23 protein-coding genes, 1 other RNA gene and 2 riboswitches are annotated in these 21085 nt (G+C 35.7%); of the genes, 19 read left to right on the top strand and 5 right to left on the bottom strand.

All coding sequences use genetic code 11. The annotated features are described in order from the left end of the window. The first annotated feature begins 7 nt into the window (after positions 1–7). Positions 8–337 carry a CHY zinc finger protein gene (locus AN964_RS13030; protein WP_055740093.1) on the top strand — a complete coding sequence of 110 codons (330 nt, stop codon included), beginning with the start codon at positions 8–10 and terminating at the stop codon, positions 335–337. Positions 338–416: 79 nt separating this feature from the next. On the opposite strand, the gene AN964_RS13025 is transcribed toward AN964_RS13030, so the two are convergent. Next, positions 417–1808, bottom strand: coding sequence for a tetratricopeptide repeat protein (locus AN964_RS13025; protein WP_055740092.1), 1392 nt, complete (start codon positions 1806–1808; stop codon positions 417–419). A gap of 84 nt (positions 1809–1892) precedes the next feature. Next, entirely contained in the window at positions 1893–2921 is a 1029-nt protein-coding gene (locus tag AN964_RS13020; RefSeq protein ID WP_055740091.1) for an LLM class flavin-dependent oxidoreductase, read from the bottom strand. Between the two features lie 218 nt (positions 2922–3139). Between AN964_RS13020 and AN964_RS13015 the strand changes: the two genes are divergently transcribed. The 13 genes from AN964_RS13015 (at position 3140) to AN964_RS12960 (ending at position 15899) form a co-directional block, all read left to right on the top strand. Then, positions 3140–4438 carry a cadherin-like beta sandwich domain-containing protein gene (locus tag AN964_RS13015; RefSeq protein ID WP_055740090.1) on the top strand — a complete coding sequence of 433 codons (1299 nt, stop codon included), beginning with the start codon at positions 3140–3142 and terminating at the stop codon, positions 4436–4438. Positions 4439–5594: 1156 nt separating this feature from the next. Next, positions 5595–5965 (top strand): ATP-binding protein (locus AN964_RS13010; RefSeq protein WP_161809283.1); only part of this gene is annotated, 371 nt, incomplete at its 5' end. Between the two features lie 238 nt (positions 5966–6203). Beyond that, positions 6204–7190: a nuclease-related domain-containing protein gene (locus AN964_RS13005; RefSeq protein ID WP_055740089.1), complete on the top strand. Its 987-nt coding sequence runs from the start codon at positions 6204–6206 to the stop codon at positions 7188–7190. 29 nt (positions 7191–7219) lie between these two features. Next, on the top strand, positions 7220–7606 hold the full coding sequence (locus tag AN964_RS13000) for a gamma-glutamylcyclotransferase family protein (RefSeq protein WP_055740088.1): 387 nt from the start codon (positions 7220–7222) through the stop codon (positions 7604–7606). Positions 7607–7678: 72 nt separating this feature from the next. Further along, positions 7679–8713, top strand: a complete 1035-nt coding sequence (locus AN964_RS12995) for a hypothetical protein (RefSeq protein WP_055740087.1) — start codon at positions 7679–7681, stop codon at positions 8711–8713. Positions 8714–8846: 133 nt separating this feature from the next. Continuing rightward, entirely contained in the window at positions 8847–9734 is an 888-nt protein-coding gene (locus tag AN964_RS12990; RefSeq protein ID WP_055740086.1) for a LysR family transcriptional regulator, read from the top strand. A gap of 29 nt (positions 9735–9763) precedes the next feature. Further along, positions 9764–10975, top strand: coding sequence for an MFS transporter (locus tag AN964_RS12985; protein WP_055740085.1), 1212 nt, complete (start codon positions 9764–9766; stop codon positions 10973–10975). Between the two features lie 179 nt (positions 10976–11154). Further along, positions 11155–11351, top strand: a non-coding RNA gene (gene ssrS, locus AN964_RS25585) — 6S RNA. 398 nt (positions 11352–11749) lie between these two features. Beyond that, a riboswitch (TPP riboswitch) is annotated at positions 11750–11852 on the top strand. A gap of 82 nt (positions 11853–11934) precedes the next feature. Next, positions 11935–12037: riboswitch (TPP riboswitch) on the top strand. 76 nt (positions 12038–12113) lie between these two features. Beyond that, positions 12114–12635, top strand: coding sequence for an energy coupling factor transporter S component ThiW (gene thiW / locus AN964_RS12980; RefSeq protein ID WP_055740084.1), 522 nt, complete (start codon positions 12114–12116; stop codon positions 12633–12635). A 23-nt stretch (positions 12636–12658) separates the two neighbouring features. Continuing rightward, on the top strand, positions 12659–13330 hold the full coding sequence (tenA, locus tag AN964_RS12975) for a thiaminase II (protein ID WP_055740083.1): 672 nt from the start codon (positions 12659–12661) through the stop codon (positions 13328–13330). Between the two features lie 87 nt (positions 13331–13417). Further along, positions 13418–14149 (top strand): ABC transporter ATP-binding protein, encoded by a 732-nt coding sequence (locus tag AN964_RS12970; protein ID WP_055740082.1) that lies wholly within the window; start codon positions 13418–13420, stop codon positions 14147–14149. Continuing rightward, on the top strand, positions 14136–14900 hold the full coding sequence (locus AN964_RS12965; RefSeq protein ID WP_055740081.1) for an ABC transporter permease: 765 nt from the start codon (positions 14136–14138) through the stop codon (positions 14898–14900). Before AN964_RS12970 ends, AN964_RS12965 begins: the two co-directional genes overlap by 14 nt. Before the next feature lie 9 nt (positions 14901–14909). After that, complete coding sequence (locus tag AN964_RS12960) at positions 14910–15899, top strand: ABC transporter substrate-binding protein (protein ID WP_055740080.1); 990 nt, start codon at positions 14910–14912, stop codon at positions 15897–15899. 46 nt (positions 15900–15945) lie between these two features. Here the strand turns inward: AN964_RS12960 and AN964_RS26395 are convergent, their stop codons facing one another. Continuing rightward, a complete protein-coding gene (locus AN964_RS26395; protein WP_280513082.1) occupies positions 15946–16077 on the bottom strand; it encodes a hypothetical protein in 132 nt (43 codons plus the stop codon). A gap of 232 nt (positions 16078–16309) precedes the next feature. On the opposite strand from AN964_RS26395, the gene AN964_RS12955 reads away from it, so the two are divergent. Both AN964_RS12955 and trhA read left to right on the top strand, forming a co-directional pair. Beyond that, the gene (locus AN964_RS12955) at positions 16310–16510 is read left to right on the top strand and encodes a cold-shock protein (protein ID WP_055740079.1); all 201 of its coding nucleotides are present in this window, start codon (positions 16310–16312) and stop codon (positions 16508–16510) included. A 309-nt stretch (positions 16511–16819) separates the two neighbouring features. Continuing rightward, the gene (gene trhA / locus AN964_RS12950; RefSeq protein ID WP_055740078.1) at positions 16820–17458 is read left to right on the top strand and encodes a PAQR family membrane homeostasis protein TrhA; all 639 of its coding nucleotides are present in this window, start codon (positions 16820–16822) and stop codon (positions 17456–17458) included. An 85-nt stretch (positions 17459–17543) separates the two neighbouring features. On the opposite strand, the gene AN964_RS12945 is transcribed toward trhA, so the two are convergent. Together AN964_RS12945 and AN964_RS27295 are read right to left on the bottom strand one after the other, a co-directional pair. Beyond that, positions 17544–17756 carry a helix-turn-helix domain-containing protein gene (locus tag AN964_RS12945; protein WP_055740077.1) on the bottom strand — a complete coding sequence of 71 codons (213 nt, stop codon included), beginning with the start codon at positions 17754–17756 and terminating at the stop codon, positions 17544–17546. A gap of 189 nt (positions 17757–17945) precedes the next feature. Next, complete coding sequence (locus tag AN964_RS27295; protein ID WP_268888414.1) at positions 17946–18077, bottom strand: hypothetical protein; 132 nt, start codon at positions 18075–18077, stop codon at positions 17946–17948. A 270-nt stretch (positions 18078–18347) separates the two neighbouring features. On the opposite strand from AN964_RS27295, the gene AN964_RS12940 reads away from it, so the two are divergent. From AN964_RS12940 to AN964_RS12930, 3 genes are all read left to right on the top strand, one after another. After that, positions 18348–18968, top strand: a complete 621-nt coding sequence (locus AN964_RS12940) for a hypothetical protein (RefSeq protein WP_055740076.1) — start codon at positions 18348–18350, stop codon at positions 18966–18968. Positions 18969–19175: 207 nt separating this feature from the next. Next, positions 19176–19679 carry a YbaK/EbsC family protein gene (locus tag AN964_RS12935; RefSeq protein WP_055740075.1) on the top strand — a complete coding sequence of 168 codons (504 nt, stop codon included), beginning with the start codon at positions 19176–19178 and terminating at the stop codon, positions 19677–19679. A gap of 270 nt (positions 19680–19949) precedes the next feature. After that, on the top strand, positions 19950–20927 hold the full coding sequence (locus AN964_RS12930) for a ring-cleaving dioxygenase (RefSeq protein ID WP_055740074.1): 978 nt from the start codon (positions 19950–19952) through the stop codon (positions 20925–20927). The last annotated feature ends 158 nt before the right edge of the window (positions 20928–21085 follow it).

Raw genomic sequence — 21085 nt, 5'->3', positions numbered from 1 at the left:
ATGTATTTTGGAAGTAAAAGCTCATGAGGTGAAAGGCAGTCTAGTAGATAATGAGACTCGCTGTACGCACTATCATACGGAAAAGGATCGTATAGCCATTAAATTTTATTGCTGCCAAACTTACTTTCCATGCTATCAATGTCATGAAGAACATGGATGCGGGCACCCTGAAGTGTGGCCAAAAAAAGAGTTTCATCGAAAAGCAATCCTATGCGGGTCCTGTGGAACGGAATTAACGATTACAGAATATCTAAATGGTAACTATAAATGCCCTAATTGTAAAAAAAATTTTAATCCGGGCTGCCATTTTCATCGCCACTTGTATTTTGAGGTTTGATTTCTTTTTGATAAAGTACAAGCTTCCTACAGGATCATCCTTTTGGAAGCTTGTAATTAGCTTAAAAAGAGCATATTCATTATGCTCTTTTTTGCATGTCAATACAAAGCTGTTGATATGCCAAATATTCTTGTTTCATCCCTAATTCATTGTAGATTTTGGATAGCCATTGTACTGGTTTGGGATCAACATTTTTTAGCTCCATTTCCCAACTAAAGCATTCAATCGCTTGCTCATACTGCTTAAATTGATAATAAAGCTGTCCAAGCAACAATTGTTGGTCAGGATCATCTGTAAGTGAATGCATTTTTTCGATTTTCATTAAAATAGGGACAGCCTCTTTTACTTTTCGTAAAGATTGAAGCATTATTTTGATTGTGGAAATATCATACCCATTTGTAAGTAATTGAATTACCCATTTTTGCAGAAAATCCACCGCTTCTTTCGGATTTATCTTGAAAAAGGGGATGAAAAACAAATGAAGTTTTTCTAGATGATCATGATGAACCTCAAAATTAAATTCCTCTAACAATTTGATAAACTCCATTGTTTGCATTTCATTAAGTGTAAGGTTTTGTGAGGACAAAAGATTTAAGATTTTTTCAGTGTCACGAAGATAGAAATATTTCTTTAATAAAGTTTGTTGCACTTCCGTAATATTAGGTACTTGTTCATTCAGGGCTTCCAACACCTGTACCATTTGGTCATCTTGAAAATGTTCTTCTAGCAGAAGGAGAAGAGTGGGCAAGCTTTTTTGATTAATGGATATATATCGAATATGAATGGCAATTATATCTGTCCATCTAGATTGTTGCTCCAGCAATGCAGAGAGCCTGTGGAAATGGTCTTTCTCCTCTATTGTAGAATATAAAAGTTTTTCTGCAAAAATGGGGTCTTTGGAAAATAAAATATCTGCTTGTTGTTGATAGAGTTTAGCATATTTAATAAAGTCTAAGTGATTGGATAGTTCTTTTACAAATGAGTGAGTTGGTGTGAAATCCATCAGTATTCGGATAATGCGATAGCTCAGAAACATTTGTCCGTTACGACGGTGTTCATAATAGAGGTTTTGAATGTAGGTGAAAATTTTTTTCTTCGGTATAAAGGACACAAATAATGTTGCTAGGTTGGCCAGTTCGTGAGGTGTTAAGATTTTTTCCATTTTATCTATTACTTGTTGGAAGGTGCGTTTTTTGTATATCTGATTGGAGGATATTACGGTTTCGACAAGTGGATGATTGGCTGGAATGATAATTCCTTTCTTAAATGCATATTCGATATGTGAATGTCTTATCAGTTTGGTTGTCTTCGCTGCAGTAAGATAGTGATCCTTGTAAAAAAATACATAATATACTTGCTGATCCTGGTCATAGGCCTCGATAATTTTGCTTTGTAAATAAATTGCCATTCTTTCAACGGTTAAACGGATGGTTTTATGATGATCAAGTATCACTAATTGGTTTGTTTGCATAGGAATCCTCCTAATCTTTAGTTCTGTTTTATTATAACACAACTTCTAAAAAAGGAAGAAACTCAGTGAATCCACTGAGTTTCTTTACGCTTCGTTGAATATTTCAGAAACGATTCTATATGATTGCAGTCTTGCCTCGTGATCAAAAATTTGTGCATTGATAATAAACTCGTCTGCATTTGTCTCGTTTAAGAAATTTTGAAGCTTTTCTTTTACTGCATGTCTATCTCCGACAATGGATGATCCCGTTCTTTCTTTAAGCAGAATTTTTTCATAATCACTGCAAATTTCATCAAGATTGTCTACAGGCGGCTGCAATTGCCCAGGATTATTCCGAATCAATGACAGAAATTGCTGTTGCATGGATGTTGCGAGTTTTTGTGCTTCTTCATTTGAGTCTGCAGCAATGACATTTACCCCAACCATTATATATGGTTTATCCAGCACTTTCGATGGACGGAAGGTTCTTCTATATAAATCAAGAGCCGGTAAAGTGTTTTCAGGAGAAAAATGACTTGCAAAGGAAAATGGCAATCCTAACTGGCCGGCAAGTTGTGCGCTGAAACCGCTGGAACCTAATAACCAAATAGGTATTTGAAGTCCTTCTCCAGGAACAGCCTTCACATATCTATTACCTGTTCGTAAAGCAGGGTCAAAGTATCCTCTAAGCTCTGCAACTTGTTCTGGAAAATCAGATCCATCACTAAGCCGGTCACGTCTTAATGCGTGTGCGGTAATTTGATCGGTACCAGGTGCACGCCCCAGTCCTAAATCAATACGTCCCGGAAAGAGAGATTCAAGGGTTCCAAATTGTTCAGCGATAACAAGCGGTGCATGATTTGGCAGCATAATTCCACCAGACCCGACTCTGATTTTGGATGTGCCTGCTGCTACATGTCCTATCACGACAGAGGTTGCAGAGCTTGCAATTCCGGGCATATTGTGGTGTTCCGCAAGCCAATATCGTGTATATCCCCATTTTTCAGCATGTTGGGCAAGATCAAGGGTGTTACGTAAAGAATCAGCTGCAGTTCCTCCTTGAATAATAGGGGAAAGATCTAACACTGAATAACGAAGATTTTTTAATGTATGATGAACAGAAGATTGAGTCATGTTTTCTTTTTCCTCTTCCTTTTCATTGAATTTGTGTCATTATATTTTAGCAAACAAACAAGAGCACACAAAATGAATTGCTTATTTAAGAAAAAGTTAAGTTTTAGGTGATATTTTTTGTTTAAATATTTTAGTTGATAAACTTGTAGGGAAGCGATTTTTTTTACTTTAGCTATTTTTTTAAAATATAAAAAGGAGCCAAAGGAGGTTGATACGTTATGCAAGTAAAATCTTTGAAAATCATTTTGGCTGCAACAGTAGTGAGTGCTGGAACTTACATGTATGTTCCGTCTTCCTTTGCCGATACGGTAACAAATATTAATGAGAGTCAAATTGAGTCGGCAAATCAATTGGAGAATTTAGAGATTGATGGGGTCAAGTTGGATAAAGCTTTTTCATCAAACGTCTTGAATTATCGTGCAACGGTAGAAAATGATGTGAAAAATGTTACTTTACATATAACAGCTAATGCGGATGAGGTAATAACCATAAATGGAAATAAGGTAGAGGATCCAACGAATGTAACATTAAATGTGAATTCTGGAGATAATATTTTTTCGATTGTAGTGGATGATGGAATAAACACACCTGTTACATATACGTTGTCCATTTCTCGAAAATTAAGCAGCAATAATTTATTGCAAAATATTAAACTTTCAAGCGGTAAACTATCAAAAGCATTTAATTCTTCCGTAACTGAATATGAGGTGGAAGTTCCTAATAAGGTTGAGTCGTTAACTGTAACTCCAGAGGTTTTTGATGCTATTGAAAGGGTAAAGGTCAACGGTAGGTTGTTGAACCAGGAAAGTGCTACGGTAAAGATTCCTATTGGAAAGTCTGACATAACGATTGATGTAACAGCAGAGAATGGTGAGAGTAAGAAATATATCCTTCATGTGGTACGTGCGGATGATTCTGTTCATGAAATTCCCGCGAAAAAACCTACCGTTACGAATGGTAGTGGTAGAACAAATACGGGTTTTCCAGTCATGCAAACTGGTCAGAAAAATTCTGGCTTCTTGAATAATGCACAAGGTACCTCTAGTCAGAAAACTGGAAATCAAATAAAACAAAGCCAGGCACAACTTAGCAGTTTAAGTGTTTCGAGCGGGACGTGGAATAAAACGTTTTCGCGCGATGAATATACCTACCATATTGCAGTTGGAAGCAGTGTGAAAAGTGTAACGATCGATGCGATTCCCCGAACAAGCGGAGCATCTGTTTCGATAGAGGGTGGAGAAAGTACGATTCAATTGGGTGATAATGCTAAGAAAACAATCATTTCTATCGTTGTCACAAAAGACGATAAGCGAAAAACTTATGTACTTGTATTTGATAAAGATGTTAAGGTGAAAAAGACGAGTAATAGTATTGTAACGACAAATACTTCTGATAATACAGGACATACCAATAATAATGTGGTTACGAAAAATGTTAAATATGCAAACCAGAATCAGACGAAGCAATCTACATCATGGTGGGGGAGGTTGTGGAGAGAAATTAAGAGTTGGTTTTAAAGGGATAGGATGGATGTTAGCCTGCTGATTGCAGGCTTTTTGAGGTTATGTTGGGTTGGTACGGGGGACAACATGGGGCACAATGAAAGAGGAACGGGTTAGATAGAATAGTGGATAGGGAACGGATAAATAAGCCGGTTACATTAAAATGAACATGGGGGACATTGAAAGTGGAAGAGGTAACAAAAAAAGAAGAACAGGTTACATTGAATGCTAGATAGGGAGCGGAAAAAGAAGAGAGGCACATAAAAATGAACATGAGGCACAATGAAGGCGGAATAGGGTACATAAAAAGAAGAGTGGGTTACATAGAAAACTAGATGGGGAGCAGAAAAAGAAGCCGGTTACATTAAAATGAAAAAGGGGCACAAAGAAAGCAGAAGGGGGCACATTGAAAGAAGAGTGGGTTACATAGAAAACTAGATGGGGACCGAAAAAAGAAGCAGGTCATATTAAAATGAAAAAGGGGCACAAAGAAAGCGGAAGAGGGAACAGAAAAAAGAAGAAGGGGATGGAAAGAATGCTAAATAGGGAGCAGAAAAAGAAGCAGGTCACATTAAAATGAAAAAGGGGTACATTGAAATCGGAAGAGGGTACATAAAAAGAAGAGTAGGTCCCATAGAATGCTAGATTGGGAGCGGAAAAAGAAGAGGGTCACATAAAAATGAACATGAGTCACAATGAAAAAGGAGGAGGTCACATTGAAAGAAGAGCGGGTCAGATAGAATAATAGATAGAGAGCGGAAAAATAAGTTGGTGTCACATTATAATGAACATGGGTCACAATGAAAAAGGAGTAGGGCACATTGAAAGAAGACCGTGTCAGATAGAACGCTAGATAAGGAGCGGAAAAATAAAGCCGGTCACATAAAAATGAACTTAGGTCACAATGACAAAGGAAAAGGTCACAAAAAAAGAAGACTGGGTCAGCTAAAATGTTGGATAGGTAGAAATGCTAACTTAAATATGTACAATCGTGCTTGAATAAAGATGTACAAAATTGATTGCTCATTTCATACTAATCTTGGGGTGATTAGTATGTACATAGCGCTAAATGTTGAAACCAATTTTGAGATTACTAGTCTTTCAGACTTACCAAAATTCAAACAACTAATGGAGCATTTAAAAATGAAAATCAATAAGAGTAAATTAGCANAACGAACTAGTACATATTTTATAAAGTGTCATGACCTCATTCAAAATCTAAAGAGAGCACGACTAGAAAATCGATTAGAAGCTCGTTTAAAGCATTATACAAAATACAAGCTACTTATAATTGATGAAATAGGTTATTTACCGATTGATGCCGAAGATGCGAAGCTCTTTTTCCAACTCATAGACATGCGTTACGAAAAACGAAGTACCATATTGACAACGAATGTGAACTTTAAATCATGGGATGAGATCTTTCAAGAGCCGAAGCTAGCAAACGCAATTCTAGATCGAATTTTACATCACGCGACAGTCGTTACAATCGTAGGAGAATCTTATCGTTTAAAGAATCATTTAGCGAAAGAAAATGAGTAATTTTGTACATTCTTATACAAGCGAAAGTGTACATATTTGTGTTGACATTTATAGATAGGGACCGAAAAAAATAATCTAAGCAAATTAAATAGAATAATGGCACCTGCATTTCGGAATTGTTGACTTTATTAAAAAATAGGGCTAATCAGATGCAAAAAAATTTCTTCTTCAGAAAAGAAGGATTATCCTTCCAAAAATAGAATCTAAATTACAACAATAAAAAAGGAGTGATGTAAATTTGATCGTAAAAAATCGTACTGTTCCAATAAGAGTTTTACAGGACAAAGCACTACTCGACCGACTACCAAAAAATCACAAAAAATATCCTACCATCTTAGAAAATTATAAAACCTTTAACACTGGACATCTCGGAGAAAAAAATATTGATTACTATTTAGAAATATTACCCGAAAAAGATTATTTTATTTTCCACGGTTTACGCCTCGAATATAAATCACAGCATTTCCAAATCGATACACTAATTCTTACATCTAATTTTGCCCTTATCCTAGAAGTAAAAACCATCAAAGGTACTTTATTTTTCGATACAAAATTTAAACAAATGATTCAAATATTAGACGGTAAAAAGAAGGGATATCCCTACCCAATAACCCAAGTAAACCGTCAAAAGGAATTACTAAGAAAATGGATGGAAGAACATAATATTAAATCATACCCGATGGAAGGATTAGTCGTTATTAGTCGCCAATCAACTATTTTAGACACTAACGCAGAAGATAATAGTATCTATGAAATCGTGATTCATGCTTCTAATCTATTAGAAAGAATCAATGACTTTCATCAAATTTATAAGAAAAAGATCTTCTCTACTCCTCAAATGAAAAAGATGAGCGACCTTTTATTGAATGCCCATACACCCTTATATAATAATATTTTGCAACTATACGATATAGATCAAAATGAATTAATACGCGGTGTCCAATGCCCCTCTTGTGAATCCTATCCCATGAATTATAAAAATAGATATTGGTATTGTGCAAAATGCAGCTATAAATCTAATTCAAGTTTCCGGAAAGCTATATATGAATATTTTCTCCTAATCGAGCCTACCATTTCAAATCAAGCATGCCGTAAATTTTTATTGATAAATTCCCCAAAATCTTCAAGATACTTTTTAAAATCAATGGAATTAAAAACTACAGGATCAGGACGCTTCATTAAATATAAAATGCCAAACAATATTGACGAAGAATTTTTAGTATAATAAAGAAAAAAATGTCAGAGGTGACCAACATGCACAAGGTATTCGTCTATGGAACATTAAGAAAAGGAGGGACAAATGAGCACTATTTAAAAGGGGCTTCTTGTATTTCCAATCAATGCTGGACATTTGGGGAATTACATGATACTGGATTTGGCTATCCTGCTATCAAACAACATCCTTCCTTCAAGGTGTTTGGAGAAATTTATGAGATTGATGATGAGCAATTAAAATTGGTCGATGAATTGGAGGATTACGAAGAAGGAAGAGAAAACAATTTATATGACAGAATCAAAATGACCGTTTATACAAATGAAGGGGAGGAAGAGGTGTTTGTATATCTTGGTCGAAATCAATTATTTGAAAAAAGCTGTCTGGTTGAATCAGGTGATTGGTTAAAATATTTATTAGGGGAATAGTCACAAAATTTCCACACTTACATATACCATTCTAAAATATAATAAAGATAACAAAACGAATGGGGGATGAACATGACACTAAGAATTTCAAATCCAAAGGTTTTATGGTGTATCCTCCTTGTTTCCCTAATTTTGTTGGCGAACTATACCTTGTATCATACGGACATTGCAAAGCCTATATCTACTGGTGTGGTCATTGGTTCATTTCTTGATTTTCTTCTTTTCATTCCTTTCACAACTTATTTTTTAGTCATTCGCAAACGAATCTCCACTAAATACTTATTTGTTGTAGTGGCAGCATGCTATGGTACTGCTTGGTTAATTATTCCGAACGACATTTTTTCTGCTTTCAGTATTTCAAAATATATCCTATTTAGTGTCGAAGCAATTTTTATCACGATTGAATTGTATTTCGTATCTAAAATAGTTATAAAAATTCCATTGATAATAAGAAACTTTAAGCAGTACAATCATCCTTTTTTTACAACGAGGATGGAAGGCGCAATATTTTCAACCATTAAGAAATCGAGGAGTATAAAAATAATGATCTCCGAACTATCGATTCTTTATTATAGCCTATTATCCTGGGGTAAAAAGAAACCACAAAAATTAAAATTTTTTACTTACCATATAAAAACGAGTAATATCGCACTAAATATTATGGTGATTCACGCAATGGTATTGGAGTCATTAGGTTTTCATTTCTTTTTACATGTATGGAGCCCGCTTCTTTCTTACATCATTATTTTTATAAATGTGTACGGTATTTTGTTTATACTTGCTGAAATACAAGCGATTCGATTAAATCCAATTGTATTCCTCGGCGGAAACCTTCACATACAAATTGGAATTACCAAACGTATAATAATTCCTTTAGATAAGGTCGAATCATTTGGGACTGTAAAACAAAATCTTCCGAATAAAAAGATGATTTTTGATGGCACTTTAAATGATTTTATGAAAGAACAACCAAATGTGGAAATCATATTAAAGGAACCAATTAAATCTCAGTTATTATACGGATTTACAAAAATGGTAACAACGGTACATTTAAAAGTGGATGAACCGGAGGAGTTTTATATGTTGTTAAAAAGCGAACAGTTTTAAACTGTTCTTTTTTTATTTTAATACATACTATTCATAACTAATATGCATGAATATCATGCAAATATACAATTGGAAGTTATATAAATTGTGGAGTATGATAATAACGGAAAAAGTAATTTAGTGAGGTAATGCGATGGAGTGGCATCAAATTCAGTACTTTCAAATGGTAGCAGAGACGGAGCATTTTACGCGAGCAGCGGAAATTCTATCTATTTCTCAGCCTGCCTTAAGTCGAGCGATTTCAAAGCTTGAGGAGGAGCTTGGGGTTCAGCTATTTGACCGAACTGGACGAAACATTGTTTTAAATAAATATGGAAAAATGTTTTTACAACGAGTGGAACGCTCTATTCAGGAAATTGAATTAGGCAAGCAGGAAATTCATGATATGATTCACCCGGATCACGGAACCATTTCATTATCCTTTTTGCACTCTTTAGGGATTAGCTTTATTCCAGGCATTCTGAAAGGATTTTTAAATAAATATCCAGAAGTAAAGTTTCACTTGAGTCAAGCAGGTTCTCTCCAGGTTTTTGAGAAGCTATTAACCGGGGAATGCGATATTGCCTTATTATCCTATCTTCAGGATGATAATGAGCTTCATTGGGAATCATTGTGGTCAGAGGAATTATTTCTGATTGTATCCGCAAACCACCCATTAGCTGAAATAGAAGAAATTAATTTGATTTCTATTAGAGATGAACCATTTATCGCTTTTAAAAATGGTTATGGATTACGGACGATAGTCGATAAACTTTGTTCGGAAGCCGGATTTACACCTAAAGTAGCATTTGAAGGCGAAGAGATAGGTACTGTCGCGGGCTTGGTGGAAGCCCAATTAGGAGTGTCTATCGTTCCTGATGTGAAAGTATTGGATAAGAATAAAATCAAACTCATCCGTTTAAAAAATCCGGTTTGTATGAGGGAAATCGGGCTCACATGGAAGAAGGGAAGGTATTTATCGCCTGTCACGGAAAGGTTCATTGTGTTTGTCAAAAGCCTTTCTCAAGTTCAGAAATTTTAGCCTAGAAAAAAAGGAGTTTATCATTCATCATGGGATATATAGAACGTGGAACCGCCAATTTCAAAAAAACAAATTTAGCCCTATTTGCTGGCGGTTTCAACACATTTGCCATTCTTTGGAGCACCCAGCCATTACTGCCGGATATTGCGAAGGAGTATCATGTTTCACCGGCAGTATCTAGTTTAACATTATCGTCTACCACCATTGCACTAGCTATTAGTATGCTGCTTACAGGCTCTCTCTCAGAAGTATATGGTCGAAAACCGGTTATGACGATTTCATTAGTAGCTTCTTCGATATTAGCAATATTAACAGCATTTAGTCCAAGTTTTCATTTATTACTTTTACTAAGAATTCTGCAAGGGATTGTTTTAGGCGGATTGCCTGCGATTGCAATGGCTTATTTGGGGGAGGAAATTGAGCCGAAAAGTTTGGGAATGGCGATGGGGTTATATATAAGCGGAAACTCTATCGGCGGTATGGGCGGACGTATCATCAGCGGGGTCCTGACCGATTTTTTTAATTGGAGAATTGCTATTGTAGTAATTGGTATTATCAGTTTACTTGCGAGTCTATTATTTTGGTTTACATTACCCAAGTCAACTCATTTCCAAGCACGAAAATTGGAGATTGGAAAATTAGGAACATCACTGTTCAGTCAATTTAAAGAACCTGGATTAATTTATCTATTTGGTATTGGATTTTTATTAATGGGAAGCTTTGTTTCTCTTTATAATTATATTGGATTTCAATTAATTGCACCGCCTTATTCCTTAAGTCAAACCTTAGTCGGATTTATTTTCGTCGTCTATTTAGTTGGAACCTTTAGTTCAACATGGATGGGAATGTTGGCAGATAAACATGGCAGAAGAAAAATCTTGCAAGTTTCTCTCGCTATATTATTAATCGGGTCACTCATAACCCTTAACACAAATCTATGGCTAAAAATTATTGGCATTGCTATTTTTACTTTCGGATTTTTTGCCGGCCATTCCATTGCAAGCGGCTGGGTTGGAAAGCTTTCGTCACATGATAAAGCACAAGCATCAGCTCTTTATTTGTTCTTTTATTACACAGGCTCAAGTATTGGAGGTACGGTAAGCGGAACCTTCTACAGTAATTTCGGATGGATGGGTGTCGTTGGGATGATCGCTATATTTGCTGTCATTGCGGTATTATTCTCTATCCGTTTAGCAACAATAGCGAAAAGGAAGCTTCAAGTTTCTTCTCATCGGGTGTAAGTGCTCAAAAATATCAATAGTGGGCACTGAATTCGTTTTTTCATATAAACGTTATTTTCGTAAAAACACTATGAAAATTACCGCCTTTAATGACATAGAGGAATCTTTGTCTGCAGACATTAAAATTGGATGGAAAACCTTTCATTTGATTTTTTATCAAAAGGGGAGTAATATAATAACACAAGCTGCGTTGTTCGTAATCATAATAAAGTTTTAACCTTTGAGCTGTAATAGGGAGTTTATATAGAAACCGGAATGACAAGCCTCTGTCTATAAGACATGGAGGACACGCAGAAACGTTTCTGAGAACACCCACTTTGAGGAGTGGTGGTTTAAAACTTTCTTATCATTAAATTACGGCAAAGGCGGCTCCTTACATAATCAACTTAGTCAGTTTCCATAAGAAACTGGCTTTTTTGTGTTTAGCGTTTTTAAGTCTATGTGAAGATAAAACCATAAATAAATTCATAATAACTAATAAACTGAGGAAAAAAATAATCAAAATTGGCGAACATAATCTTGAATTTTGGATAATATATAATAAAAAGTTGCATTAGACCAAAAAAATTGACTGTAAATAAAAATGATGGAAGGAGTGTTATCATGAAAGAGGGAGAATTAAGGAAACAAGGTACCCAAATCCCGACTCAATTTATGATACAAAGGTCGAAAAGATTGATGATTACATTATCTCCGATGGTTATTTTATTAATATAATAAAATTTCTTCTTTCTTTTTCTAAAATTTGTGCTAGTATATGTATATAAATGAATAATGAATCACTAGGGGAGTCTTAAACAGACTGAGACAGATATGTTCTGGACCCTTTGAACTTGATCCAGTTAGTGCTGGCGTAAGGAAGTGGCTGAATTTATGAAGGTAATGAATATTTTATCCTTGTAAATGTAACCCGTCCTTACATGAAGGGCGGGTTTTTTGCGTCCTTCCAATTGAATATTAGTATCTGCTAGGGGAGCCGTGTGGCTGAGAGAAATCGTTGGATTGAAACCCTTTGGACCTGATCCAGGTTGTACTGGCGTAGGGAAGCGGTAGATTGTTGTTGAGATATACAACTAATGCTACAACCGCTTTCTATTTTGAGAGCGGTTTTTTTATTATAAAGGAGGAATTTTTTATTATGAGTAAGGTTAAAAAAATGACTTTAACTTGTGTGATTATTGCCATCACTACATTAACAAGTAATATCGTGTACATTCCGGTAGGCTTTGCAAAGATTTTTCCCATTCAGCATATGGCAAATGTTTTAACGGCTGTTCTATTAGGACCGATGTATTCGGTTGCCCAGGCATTTATTGTTTCCCTTATACGGAACATGGCAGGGACGGGATCGATTTTCGCGTTTCCAGGAAGTATGATTGGTGCTTTTCTTTCAGGGATTTTATTTATGAAAACGAAAAAGCTTTTGTGGGCATTTACTGGTGAAGTAGTGGGGACAGGTATCATTGGTGCTATTTGCTGTTATCCGCTGGCCACTCTTATCCTTGGGCAAAAAGCAGCCGTTTTTGGCTTTATTCCAGCATTTATTGTAAGTTCTTTCGGAGGTGCGGTAATTGGAATAATTGTTTTAAAGGTTTTACTGAAAAATCAGGCACTGCAGGGAATCATTCGCAAAAACAGTCTTTTCAATCGTGAGCTTTAGGCCACAGGAAGGAGCAATGAAAAATGACTTTTTCTGAACGCTTATTTAATAATATTCAATCAATCTGGAATCAAAATCATCAGCATCCATTTGTACAAGGAATAGGGAAAGGGACACTTCCGAAAGAAATGTTTCAAGAATATATGAAACAGGATTATGTTTATTTGATCCAATATGCGAAGTTATATGCTATTGGTGTTCAAAAAGCAAATGATCTTGCATCGATGACACATTTTGCCCAGCTACTACATAACATTCTTCATTTTGAAATGAATGTTCATCGGGAATACGCTAGTCAGTTTGGTATAACAACGGAAGAGTTGGAACAAACAAAGCCTACGCCAAATAATTTAGCATATACGAGCTATATGTTAAGTGTTGCCCAAAATGGAACGCTTGCAGAGCTCATTTCATGTCTGCTGCCATGTGCTTGGGACTACTGGGAAATTGGAAAGCTATTGAAAAAACAATATGGACATCAGCTGGAGAATAATCCTTACAAAACATGGATAGAGACGTATTCCTCCGATGAATTCGGATCCATTGCACTATGGTTGATCAAATTATTGGATGAAATAACTATTGGGAAATCAGAGGACGAACTGGCAGTGCTGGAAAATCATTTTCAAATCACTTCCAAATATGAATATTTATTTTGGGAAATGCTTATGTCTGGTCAAGATTGGCCATTATAAAGGGCTGCTTTATGTAGCTTATCTACTGATACATATAAATTCTAAGGTAGATAAAGAAAAGAGCCTTTTAAGAAAGGAAAGACTAAAATGACACTTCATTTAGAGAAGGTTTCTTTTACCTATGATCATAACCCGATTGTTTCCAATTTTTCTATAACGGTTGAAAAAGGTGAATTTGTTAGTTTAATAGGAAAAAGCGGTTCAGGTAAGAGCACTATTTTAAAACTAATTGCTGGACTGCTCCAACCGAAAACGGGACAAATATTAATGGATACGGCAATTCCATCTCCGGGCAGTTTCGGTTATATGCCACAGCAGAACTTGCTTTTACCATGGAGGACTGTTTTAGAGAACTTAATGCTTCATTCAGAAATTCAAAAAGGAAATAACTATACAAAAGAGGATGTGAGAGAATGGCTTCGGAAAACAGGCCTTGCGGAATGGGAAAATGCTTTGCCAAAACAACTTTCCGGCGGCATGAAGCAGCGCATCGCTTTTTTGCGAACCATTCTGACTGGTTCGGAAGTACTGTTATTAGACGAACCATTCGGAGCCCTCGATGCTTTTACAAAGCGAGATATGCAAAAATGGCTGCTTTCGATTTGGCAGGAACTTGATAAAACGATTCTCTTTATTACTCATGATTTAGAAGAGGCTATTCTTCTTAGTGATAGAATCCTTATTATTCATCCGCAGCAAGGAGTGGAAGAATTGAAGGTAGATCTGCCAAGACCGAGAGAAGCTGGGATGATTTATACAGCAGAAATGGTGAAATATCGTCAAGAACTAGAGAGAAGGATTACAGATGGATTGGATTAAACGTTTTAGACAACAATACGGTTTATTTATTATAGCTTCCATTCTCTTTTTGTTGGTTTGGCAGTGGCTTGTACAATCAGGAAAAATCCCTTCCTTTATCATTCCGACTCCTACATCTATTTTGCAAATGATGATCCATTATCCTCATGACTTATTTGGCGTTCATTTAGGAGCAACTCTTCGGGAGGTTCTAATAGGATTTTTATTAGCACTAGCGGGAGGAATTGGAATAGCAATTGCAATGTATTTTTCCAAGCCAATGGAAAAAGTGATGTACCCCATAGTCTTAATATCGCAAACGATTCCCATTATCGCACTTTCGCCAATTTTCATCCTTTGGTTTGGCTATGGACTTTGGAGCAAGGTGGCTGTTACGATTTTAATTTGCTTTTTTCCGATAGTATTAAATTTTTATGATGGGTTAAAGCAAGTGAATAGGGAATACATAGATTTACTGAAAACGATGGGAGCAACCAGATGGCAGCGCTTTGTGAAGGTTGAAGTTCCGTTTGCGTTGCCGCATTTATTTTCTGGAATGAAGCTTGCTGTAGTATTTGCGGTTGTAGGAGCAACAATCGGGGAATGGTTAGGTGCAAGCGAAGGACTAGGATATTACAGCCGAAGAATGTCTGGAAATTTAAATGCTGAAGGGGTATTTGCAGCGGTAACCCTCCTTTCTTTACTTGGAATGTTATTGTTTATCATTGTAAGTTTGATAGAGCGAAAAATATTATTTTGGAATAGAAAATAGGTGGACATAATGAAACGATGCTTAATATTAGTGATAATAAGTGCCCTTATATTGCTTGGGGGCTGTTCGCAAAGTAGTGGGACAAAAACAAGTGATGGCTTGCAAAAAATCAGCATTATGTTGGATTGGTATCCAAATGCGGTGCACTCAGCCATTTATACAGCTGCAGCAAAAGGCTATTTTGCAAAAGAGGGGTTGGATGTCGATATAAAAATGCCCTCAGAAACTACGGATCCATTAAAGCTGGTTGCTGCAGGGAAGGTGGACTTAGCAATAAGCTATCAGCCGCAAGTAGTGATGGCAAGAGCTGAAGGAATTCCAGTTGTGTCGGTGGCAGCTATTGTTCGAGAACCATTAAATTATTTGATGGTACCAAAGAATAGCGGAATTACAAGACCAAGAGAATTAGAAGGAAAAAATATCGGCTACTCTTCTCTTGAGTTTGAACAAGCTGTATTAAAAACAATGGTAAAAAAGGATGGAGGAAATCCGAATAAAGTGAAAACTACCGATGTAGGTTTCGACTTAATTCCGGCGATTACTTCGAAAAAGGTAGATGGAATTGATGGTGGTTATATAAATCATGAAAAGATTTTACTGGAAAAAGAGGGTCATCCTGTTAATGCATTTAACCCTGCGGATTATGGGGTGCCAAATTATTATGAATTGATTTTAATTACTAGTGAAAAAGAAATGAAACAAAAGCAATCTGTTATAAAGAAATTTTGGAGTGCGGTGGCAAAGGGACAAGCAGCTGTAACAAAAGATCCCAATGCTGCATTAAAAACACTTTATAAACATGAGGATTCCACATTTCCACTTGATCATCAAGTAGAAACGAAGAGTTTACACATTCTTCTCCCTTTAATGAACAATAAAACGGAAAACTATGGCCATCAAGATTTATCGGTATGGAACAATATTACAAGTTGGTTGTATAAAAAAGGGATGATTGACAAGAAAATAGATGTGAAAAAAGCCTTCGTAAATCTAGATTAATAATAAGGAGTAATCTTTAGATAAGAAATAGACCTCGACCTGAGGTCTATTTCCCAATATAGTTCAATGCCTTTTTTAATTCTGGTTTTGCTTTGAATACACCAAAAATGTTAATGGATTTTATTGTCTTTTCGGCTAACTCAACATCTATGTCATCCTCTAATACAAGCATGCCAATTACTTTGATTTTTGCTTATGTTTAATAAAGTGAATTATTGGTTTAGTATAGTAAAAGTATAAAATGGTTATATATACTCACTTGATTTATCTTCCTTTTTCTGTTATTATAAAAAAGAATTATTTTTGTTCGGTATTGTTAGATGAAAAAGTGATGAAAAACTTATCGACTTTATATCAATGAGCAAGGATAGTATCCATTGTGTGTAAGACACACTAGGAGGAATAGGAACATGGCACAAGGAACAGTTAAATGGTTCAACAGTGAAAAAGGATTTGGATTTATCGAACGCGAAGGTGGAAATGATGTATTCGTTCACTTCTCAGCGATTCAAGGCGAAGGTTTTAAATCACTTGAAGAAGGTCAAAAGGTAACATTTGACGTTGAACAAGGTCAACGTGGAGAGCAAGCTGCAAACGTACAAAAAGCTTAATGAAACATGGAAGGTGAAACTTCAATAATAGGGAGTTTCACCTTTTTCTTTCACTCAGCGATTTCAAAACTTTCCTCACTATTATGAATTATTTCCCTTTCAAGTTTTCCACATATAAAATATCACCTTTGTTGAATAATAGTAATTGAATTTTAATAAAGCCTGATTCACACTGGCACGGTCAAGGAACCGTTAGGACAAAAGAGAGGCAGGGCTTTTGTTGTTTTAGGTATTAATTATTTATTATATAAGAAAATAATTTGTGTATTTTGTTTGTAACTTTAGTCAATAGAGAAAGGATATGATGTTATGGCAGCTACTCATTCATTCTCTAAAGGAGAAGAAATCGCGAATTCCATTACACATGGAATAGGTGCAATTTTAAGTATTGCAGGACTTGTCACGCTTGTGTTCGTTTCCCTGTTTTATGGAAATGCATGGCATATGATAAGCTATACTATTTTCGGAGGAACAATGTTATTTCTTTATATGTCTTCTACACTTGTTCATGCATTACGAGAAGGGAAGGCAAAGGATATTTTTGAGATCTTAGATCATTCTGCTATTTACTTCTTTATTGCAGGAACTTATACCCCATATTTATTGATAATCGTAAAAGGCTGGGAAGGGTGGACGATGTTTGGAATCGTCTGGGGATTAGCGGTTTTAGGGACAATCTTTAAGTGTTTTTTTGTTAAAAAATATCTTTTCACGTCCACAATCCTCTATATTTTGATGGGATGGTCCATCGTCGTTATCTGGAAGCCAATTATCATGAATCTAAATCCAGTAGGATTACATCTTCTAATTGCTGGAGGAATTATCTATACACTTGGTTCGGTATTTTATGTATGGCGTGGATTTAAGTATCATCACGCAATTTGGCATATTTTTGTGATGGCAGGATCCGCATGTCATTTCTTCGGAATATTTTTGTATGTGAAATAAGTAGTATTAATGAAAACAGTCCTGCGAATTCCGGCAGGACTGTTTTTTTCTTTATGTAAAAAAATATATCAGTGAAACTGAAAAGCTATACTGTTTTCCATTCGTACAAATCTTCAATTTGACAATTCAACTCTTTAGAAATGGCCATTGCAGAATGCAAGCTCATTACTTTTTTTGTAGCATAATCATGAAGCTGCGTCTTCGAGATGTTAGTATTTTGTTCTAAATCATCCATCGTCATATTGTTCTTAGAAAGCAGTGAATGAAGGTTACTCTTTTTTGCTTTATAAATGGTCAATAATGACACCTCACTTTTATATAGTATAACATAATGTACTGGAAATTGAAAGGAAACGTCTGTTTTAGCATAAACAGAAGAAATTGCAGTAGTGTTAATGTAGACAATGGGCCGGGAAAAAATAAAAAATCAAAAAGAAAACACACGAATAGGGTGAATTCATGTGCTGTGTAACGGGTAACGATACCCTTAACTAATTAACTTTTTACTATTAGATAAAGGCGCTTTCCCCGTTTTTGGCTTCCAATTTTTCAATGTATCTTTCAAGTAATCTTTAAGAACAGTACGTTTTTTTCTGTTTTTCTTCGTTCGATTTTTCACTGGAAAGTCACCACCCTTACAAAAAGTTTGCTTCCATTTTATTATACCCTTTTTTGCTCATTTATCCTAGATGACAAAAGTACAACCATAATTATTTTCACGGTAATTTGGTTGTTTAAAATACTTAGAATGTTCAAAAAATATGATGAATTTCCAAATGAAAACCTTTACAATGTAGTTGTAGGCTTATATTTCCAAAAATGTAAGACAATCTTCAGGAGGAGGGGCTAGCTTTTAGTAAAAAGTTATTTTGATGGGGGGAAGGTAATAATGAATAGGCAAATGTTCACTAGCTGTTGTTGTCGTTTTGTAAGGAGATATTCGATAGGCTTTATTGTCTTTGCAACAATTTTCTTCCTTTTTGGCACGAATAGTATTAAGGCGGAAAATAATGATGACTTGAACAAGTTTAGTTCCGCACTTGAAAAACACCTTGTGGACAATATGCATTACTACGATTCAAAATCAGCTGATATTCTAGATTCGATGGTAACGAATGGTCATGTGAAAAAGATTATTACAGTAGATGACCCAGAGACACCAGAAAATGAGGAAGAAGTGGAAGAATACGATTCCACCATTATAGTTGGTTATGTGAAAGCTCATCAAAGACGCGATTCCTTTTTCCTTTTTGAAAATACAGATATTTATTTTTATGCAGTCGATAAAAATGAGTTTGTTGACTATTCACAAATCATTGGAAATGATGCTGTAAGTAAATTTTATCAAAAATATTCCGATCAAACTTACAATGAAATTACTCCTTGGTCCCTCACACTGTTCATGCTAATGCTTTCACTTGTTGTAATCGTGCCCATTATCATTATGATTTTCCATAACACGTCTAGAGGAACGAGTTATCAATCTTATAATAATAGTATAGGAGTATAGTTTTAAAGCTTGTAAAGGGGTTACTTCTCCTTTTACAAGCTTTTTCGTATTTGAACGAAGTGTGAATTAGGAGGCAATCAATTGGATTAAGAAAAAACATGATTGAAGTTTTCCGCATCTTTAGAATTTTTTTGCTGCAATTCATTTCTTTAATCCTTGACAGTATGGTATTATTTTCCGTAACAAAGGATTGAAAGGATGGTATTTATGTCTTTGGAAAATGTACAAGCCTATTTAAAAAAATGGAACCGTGATCAGGATATTATGGAATTTCAAACATCCAGTGCAACGGTTGAATTAGCGGCTGATGCAATTGGAGTGATTCCTGCGCGAATTGCAAAAACAATTTCGTTTAGGGGAGAAGAGGCCGGGAAGGCAATCCTTGTTGTTGCGGCAGGGGATACAAAGGTTGATAATAAAAAATTCCGCCAACAATTTGGCTTTAAGCCGCGAATGCTAACTCCTGATGAGGTACTTAAACAAACAGGGCATGCTATTGGTGGTGTTTGTCCTTTTGGATTAGTTAATGATCTTGATGTTTATTTAGATGTTTCCTTGAAACGATTCACCACTGTTTTCCCTGCATGTGGAAGTTCAAACTCTGCAATTGAAGTAACAAATGAAGAATTATGGCAATACGCCAAAGCAAAAGATTGGATTGATGTTTGTAAAGGTTGGGAAGACGAAGAGGAAAAAACGGTTGCGATGTGAATGAAACATTAATTAGGAAGATCAAGTATGGTTCATATTTTAGAAAAAAACATCCCAATGGTATTAGTGATAACCGCCATTGGGGATTTTTTGTAAAATAGTACAAAGTTAGAAAAAATTATCCTTGTATCTTTTCTTTACAAAAAATTGGATTTGTGATAAATTTATCTTGAATTCGAGATATTCTTATCCCGAAATAAATTCATAATGATTTATAAGCTAATGCTCGGAAATAATAAATTCAAATTATCTCAGTAGGAGGAATTTTTCATGCGCGATTTAAAAGGTATACATCATGTTACTGCCATTACGAGCAGTGCAGAAAAAAATTATGAATTTTTCACATTTGTGCTAGGAATGCGTTTAGTGAAAAAAACGGTAAATCAAGATGATATTCAAACCTATCATTTATTCTTTGCGGATGATACTGGCGGTCCTGGAACGGATATGACTTTCTTTGATTTTCCCGGGATTCCAAAAGGAACACATGGAACAAACGAAATATCCAAAACATCCTTTCGCGTTCCAAGTGATGCAGCATTAGAATATTGGGTGAAAAGGTTTGATCGATTGGAAGTAAAGCATACTGGAATCAAAGAACAATTCGGAAAGAAAACCTTATCATTTGTTGATTTTGATGATCAGCAATATCAACTGATTTCAGATGAAAATAATAAGGGTGTTGCTTCAGGTACTCCATGGCAAAAGGGACCAATTCCTCTTGAATATGCTATTACTGGCTTGGGGCCAATTTTTGTTCGAATTGCTGATTTCGGTTATTTTAAAGAAATGATGGAAACAGTTCTTCGCTTCGAAGAAATTGCTCAAGAGGGTCCATTCCATTTATTTGAAGTAGGAGAAGGTGGAAATGGTGCACAGGTAGTTGTTGAGCATAATGTTATCTTACCTCCTGGACGACAAGGCTATGGTACGGTACACCATGCTGCGTTCCGTGTAGAAGACCGTTCCGTGTTAGAAGAATGGATTGAACGAATGAGCAGCTTCGGTTTCCATACGTCCGGCTACGTGGACCGATTCTTCTTTGAATCGTTATATGCAAGAGTTGCTCCGCAAATACTATTTGAATTTGCAACCGATGGCCCCGGCTTCATGGGAGATGAGCCATATGAAACATTAGGTGAAAAATTATCCTTACCTCCATTTTTAGAACCGAAGCGTACAGAAATTGAAAGCTATGTGCGCCCGATTGATACAGTTAGAAGTACGATAGAGTTTGTGAAGGAATAATTGATTCATTACCAGTGCTATTTGGGTTTTCCGGGTGGTACTGGTTTTTTTTATATGTGAAGGATGCGTTTCACCAAAAAGCAAGATTGGTAATCGAAACAGTGGAAGAAGAGGAGAAATGGGTAATTAAAAGGCACAATAGATGCCCGAAACACAGG

The sequence above is a fragment of the Heyndrickxia shackletonii genome (assembly GCF_001420715.1).
GTDB classification, from domain to species: Bacteria; Bacillota; Bacilli; order Bacillales; family Bacillaceae_C; genus Margalitia; species Margalitia shackletonii.
This window is presented reverse-complemented; position numbering and strand designations above follow the sequence as displayed.

Bases quoted from the DNA above. Each gene is read 5' to 3' on its own strand.
- AN964_RS13025 (WP_055740092.1), bottom strand. From the start codon at position 1,808: ATGCAAACAAACCAATTAGTGATACTTGATCATCATAAAACCATCCGT.
- AN964_RS13020 (WP_055740091.1), bottom strand. From the start codon at position 2,921: ATGACTCAATCTTCTGTTCATCATACATTAAAAAATCTTCGTTATTCA.
- AN964_RS13015 (WP_055740090.1), top strand. From the start codon at position 3,140: ATGCAAGTAAAATCTTTGAAAATCATTTTGGCTGCAACAGTAGTGAGT.
- AN964_RS13000 (WP_055740088.1), top strand. From the start codon at position 7,220: ATGCACAAGGTATTCGTCTATGGAACATTAAGAAAAGGAGGGACAAAT.
- AN964_RS12995 (WP_055740087.1), top strand. From the start codon at position 7,679: ATGACACTAAGAATTTCAAATCCAAAGGTTTTATGGTGTATCCTCCTT.
- AN964_RS12990 (WP_055740086.1), top strand. From the start codon at position 8,847: ATGGAGTGGCATCAAATTCAGTACTTTCAAATGGTAGCAGAGACGGAG.
- AN964_RS12985 (WP_055740085.1), top strand. From the start codon at position 9,764: ATGGGATATATAGAACGTGGAACCGCCAATTTCAAAAAAACAAATTTA.
- thiW (WP_055740084.1), top strand. From the start codon at position 12,114: ATGAGTAAGGTTAAAAAAATGACTTTAACTTGTGTGATTATTGCCATC.
- tenA (WP_055740083.1), top strand. From the start codon at position 12,659: ATGACTTTTTCTGAACGCTTATTTAATAATATTCAATCAATCTGGAAT.
- AN964_RS12970 (WP_055740082.1), top strand. From the start codon at position 13,418: ATGACACTTCATTTAGAGAAGGTTTCTTTTACCTATGATCATAACCCG.
- AN964_RS12965 (WP_055740081.1), top strand. From the start codon at position 14,136: ATGGATTGGATTAAACGTTTTAGACAACAATACGGTTTATTTATTATA.
- AN964_RS12960 (WP_055740080.1), top strand. From the start codon at position 14,910: ATGAAACGATGCTTAATATTAGTGATAATAAGTGCCCTTATATTGCTT.
- AN964_RS12955 (WP_055740079.1), top strand. From the start codon at position 16,310: ATGGCACAAGGAACAGTTAAATGGTTCAACAGTGAAAAAGGATTTGGA.
- trhA (WP_055740078.1), top strand. From the start codon at position 16,820: ATGGCAGCTACTCATTCATTCTCTAAAGGAGAAGAAATCGCGAATTCC.
- AN964_RS12940 (WP_055740076.1), top strand. From the start codon at position 18,348: ATGAATAGGCAAATGTTCACTAGCTGTTGTTGTCGTTTTGTAAGGAGA.
- AN964_RS12935 (WP_055740075.1), top strand. From the start codon at position 19,176: ATGTCTTTGGAAAATGTACAAGCCTATTTAAAAAAATGGAACCGTGAT.
- AN964_RS12930 (WP_055740074.1), top strand. From the start codon at position 19,950: ATGCGCGATTTAAAAGGTATACATCATGTTACTGCCATTACGAGCAGT.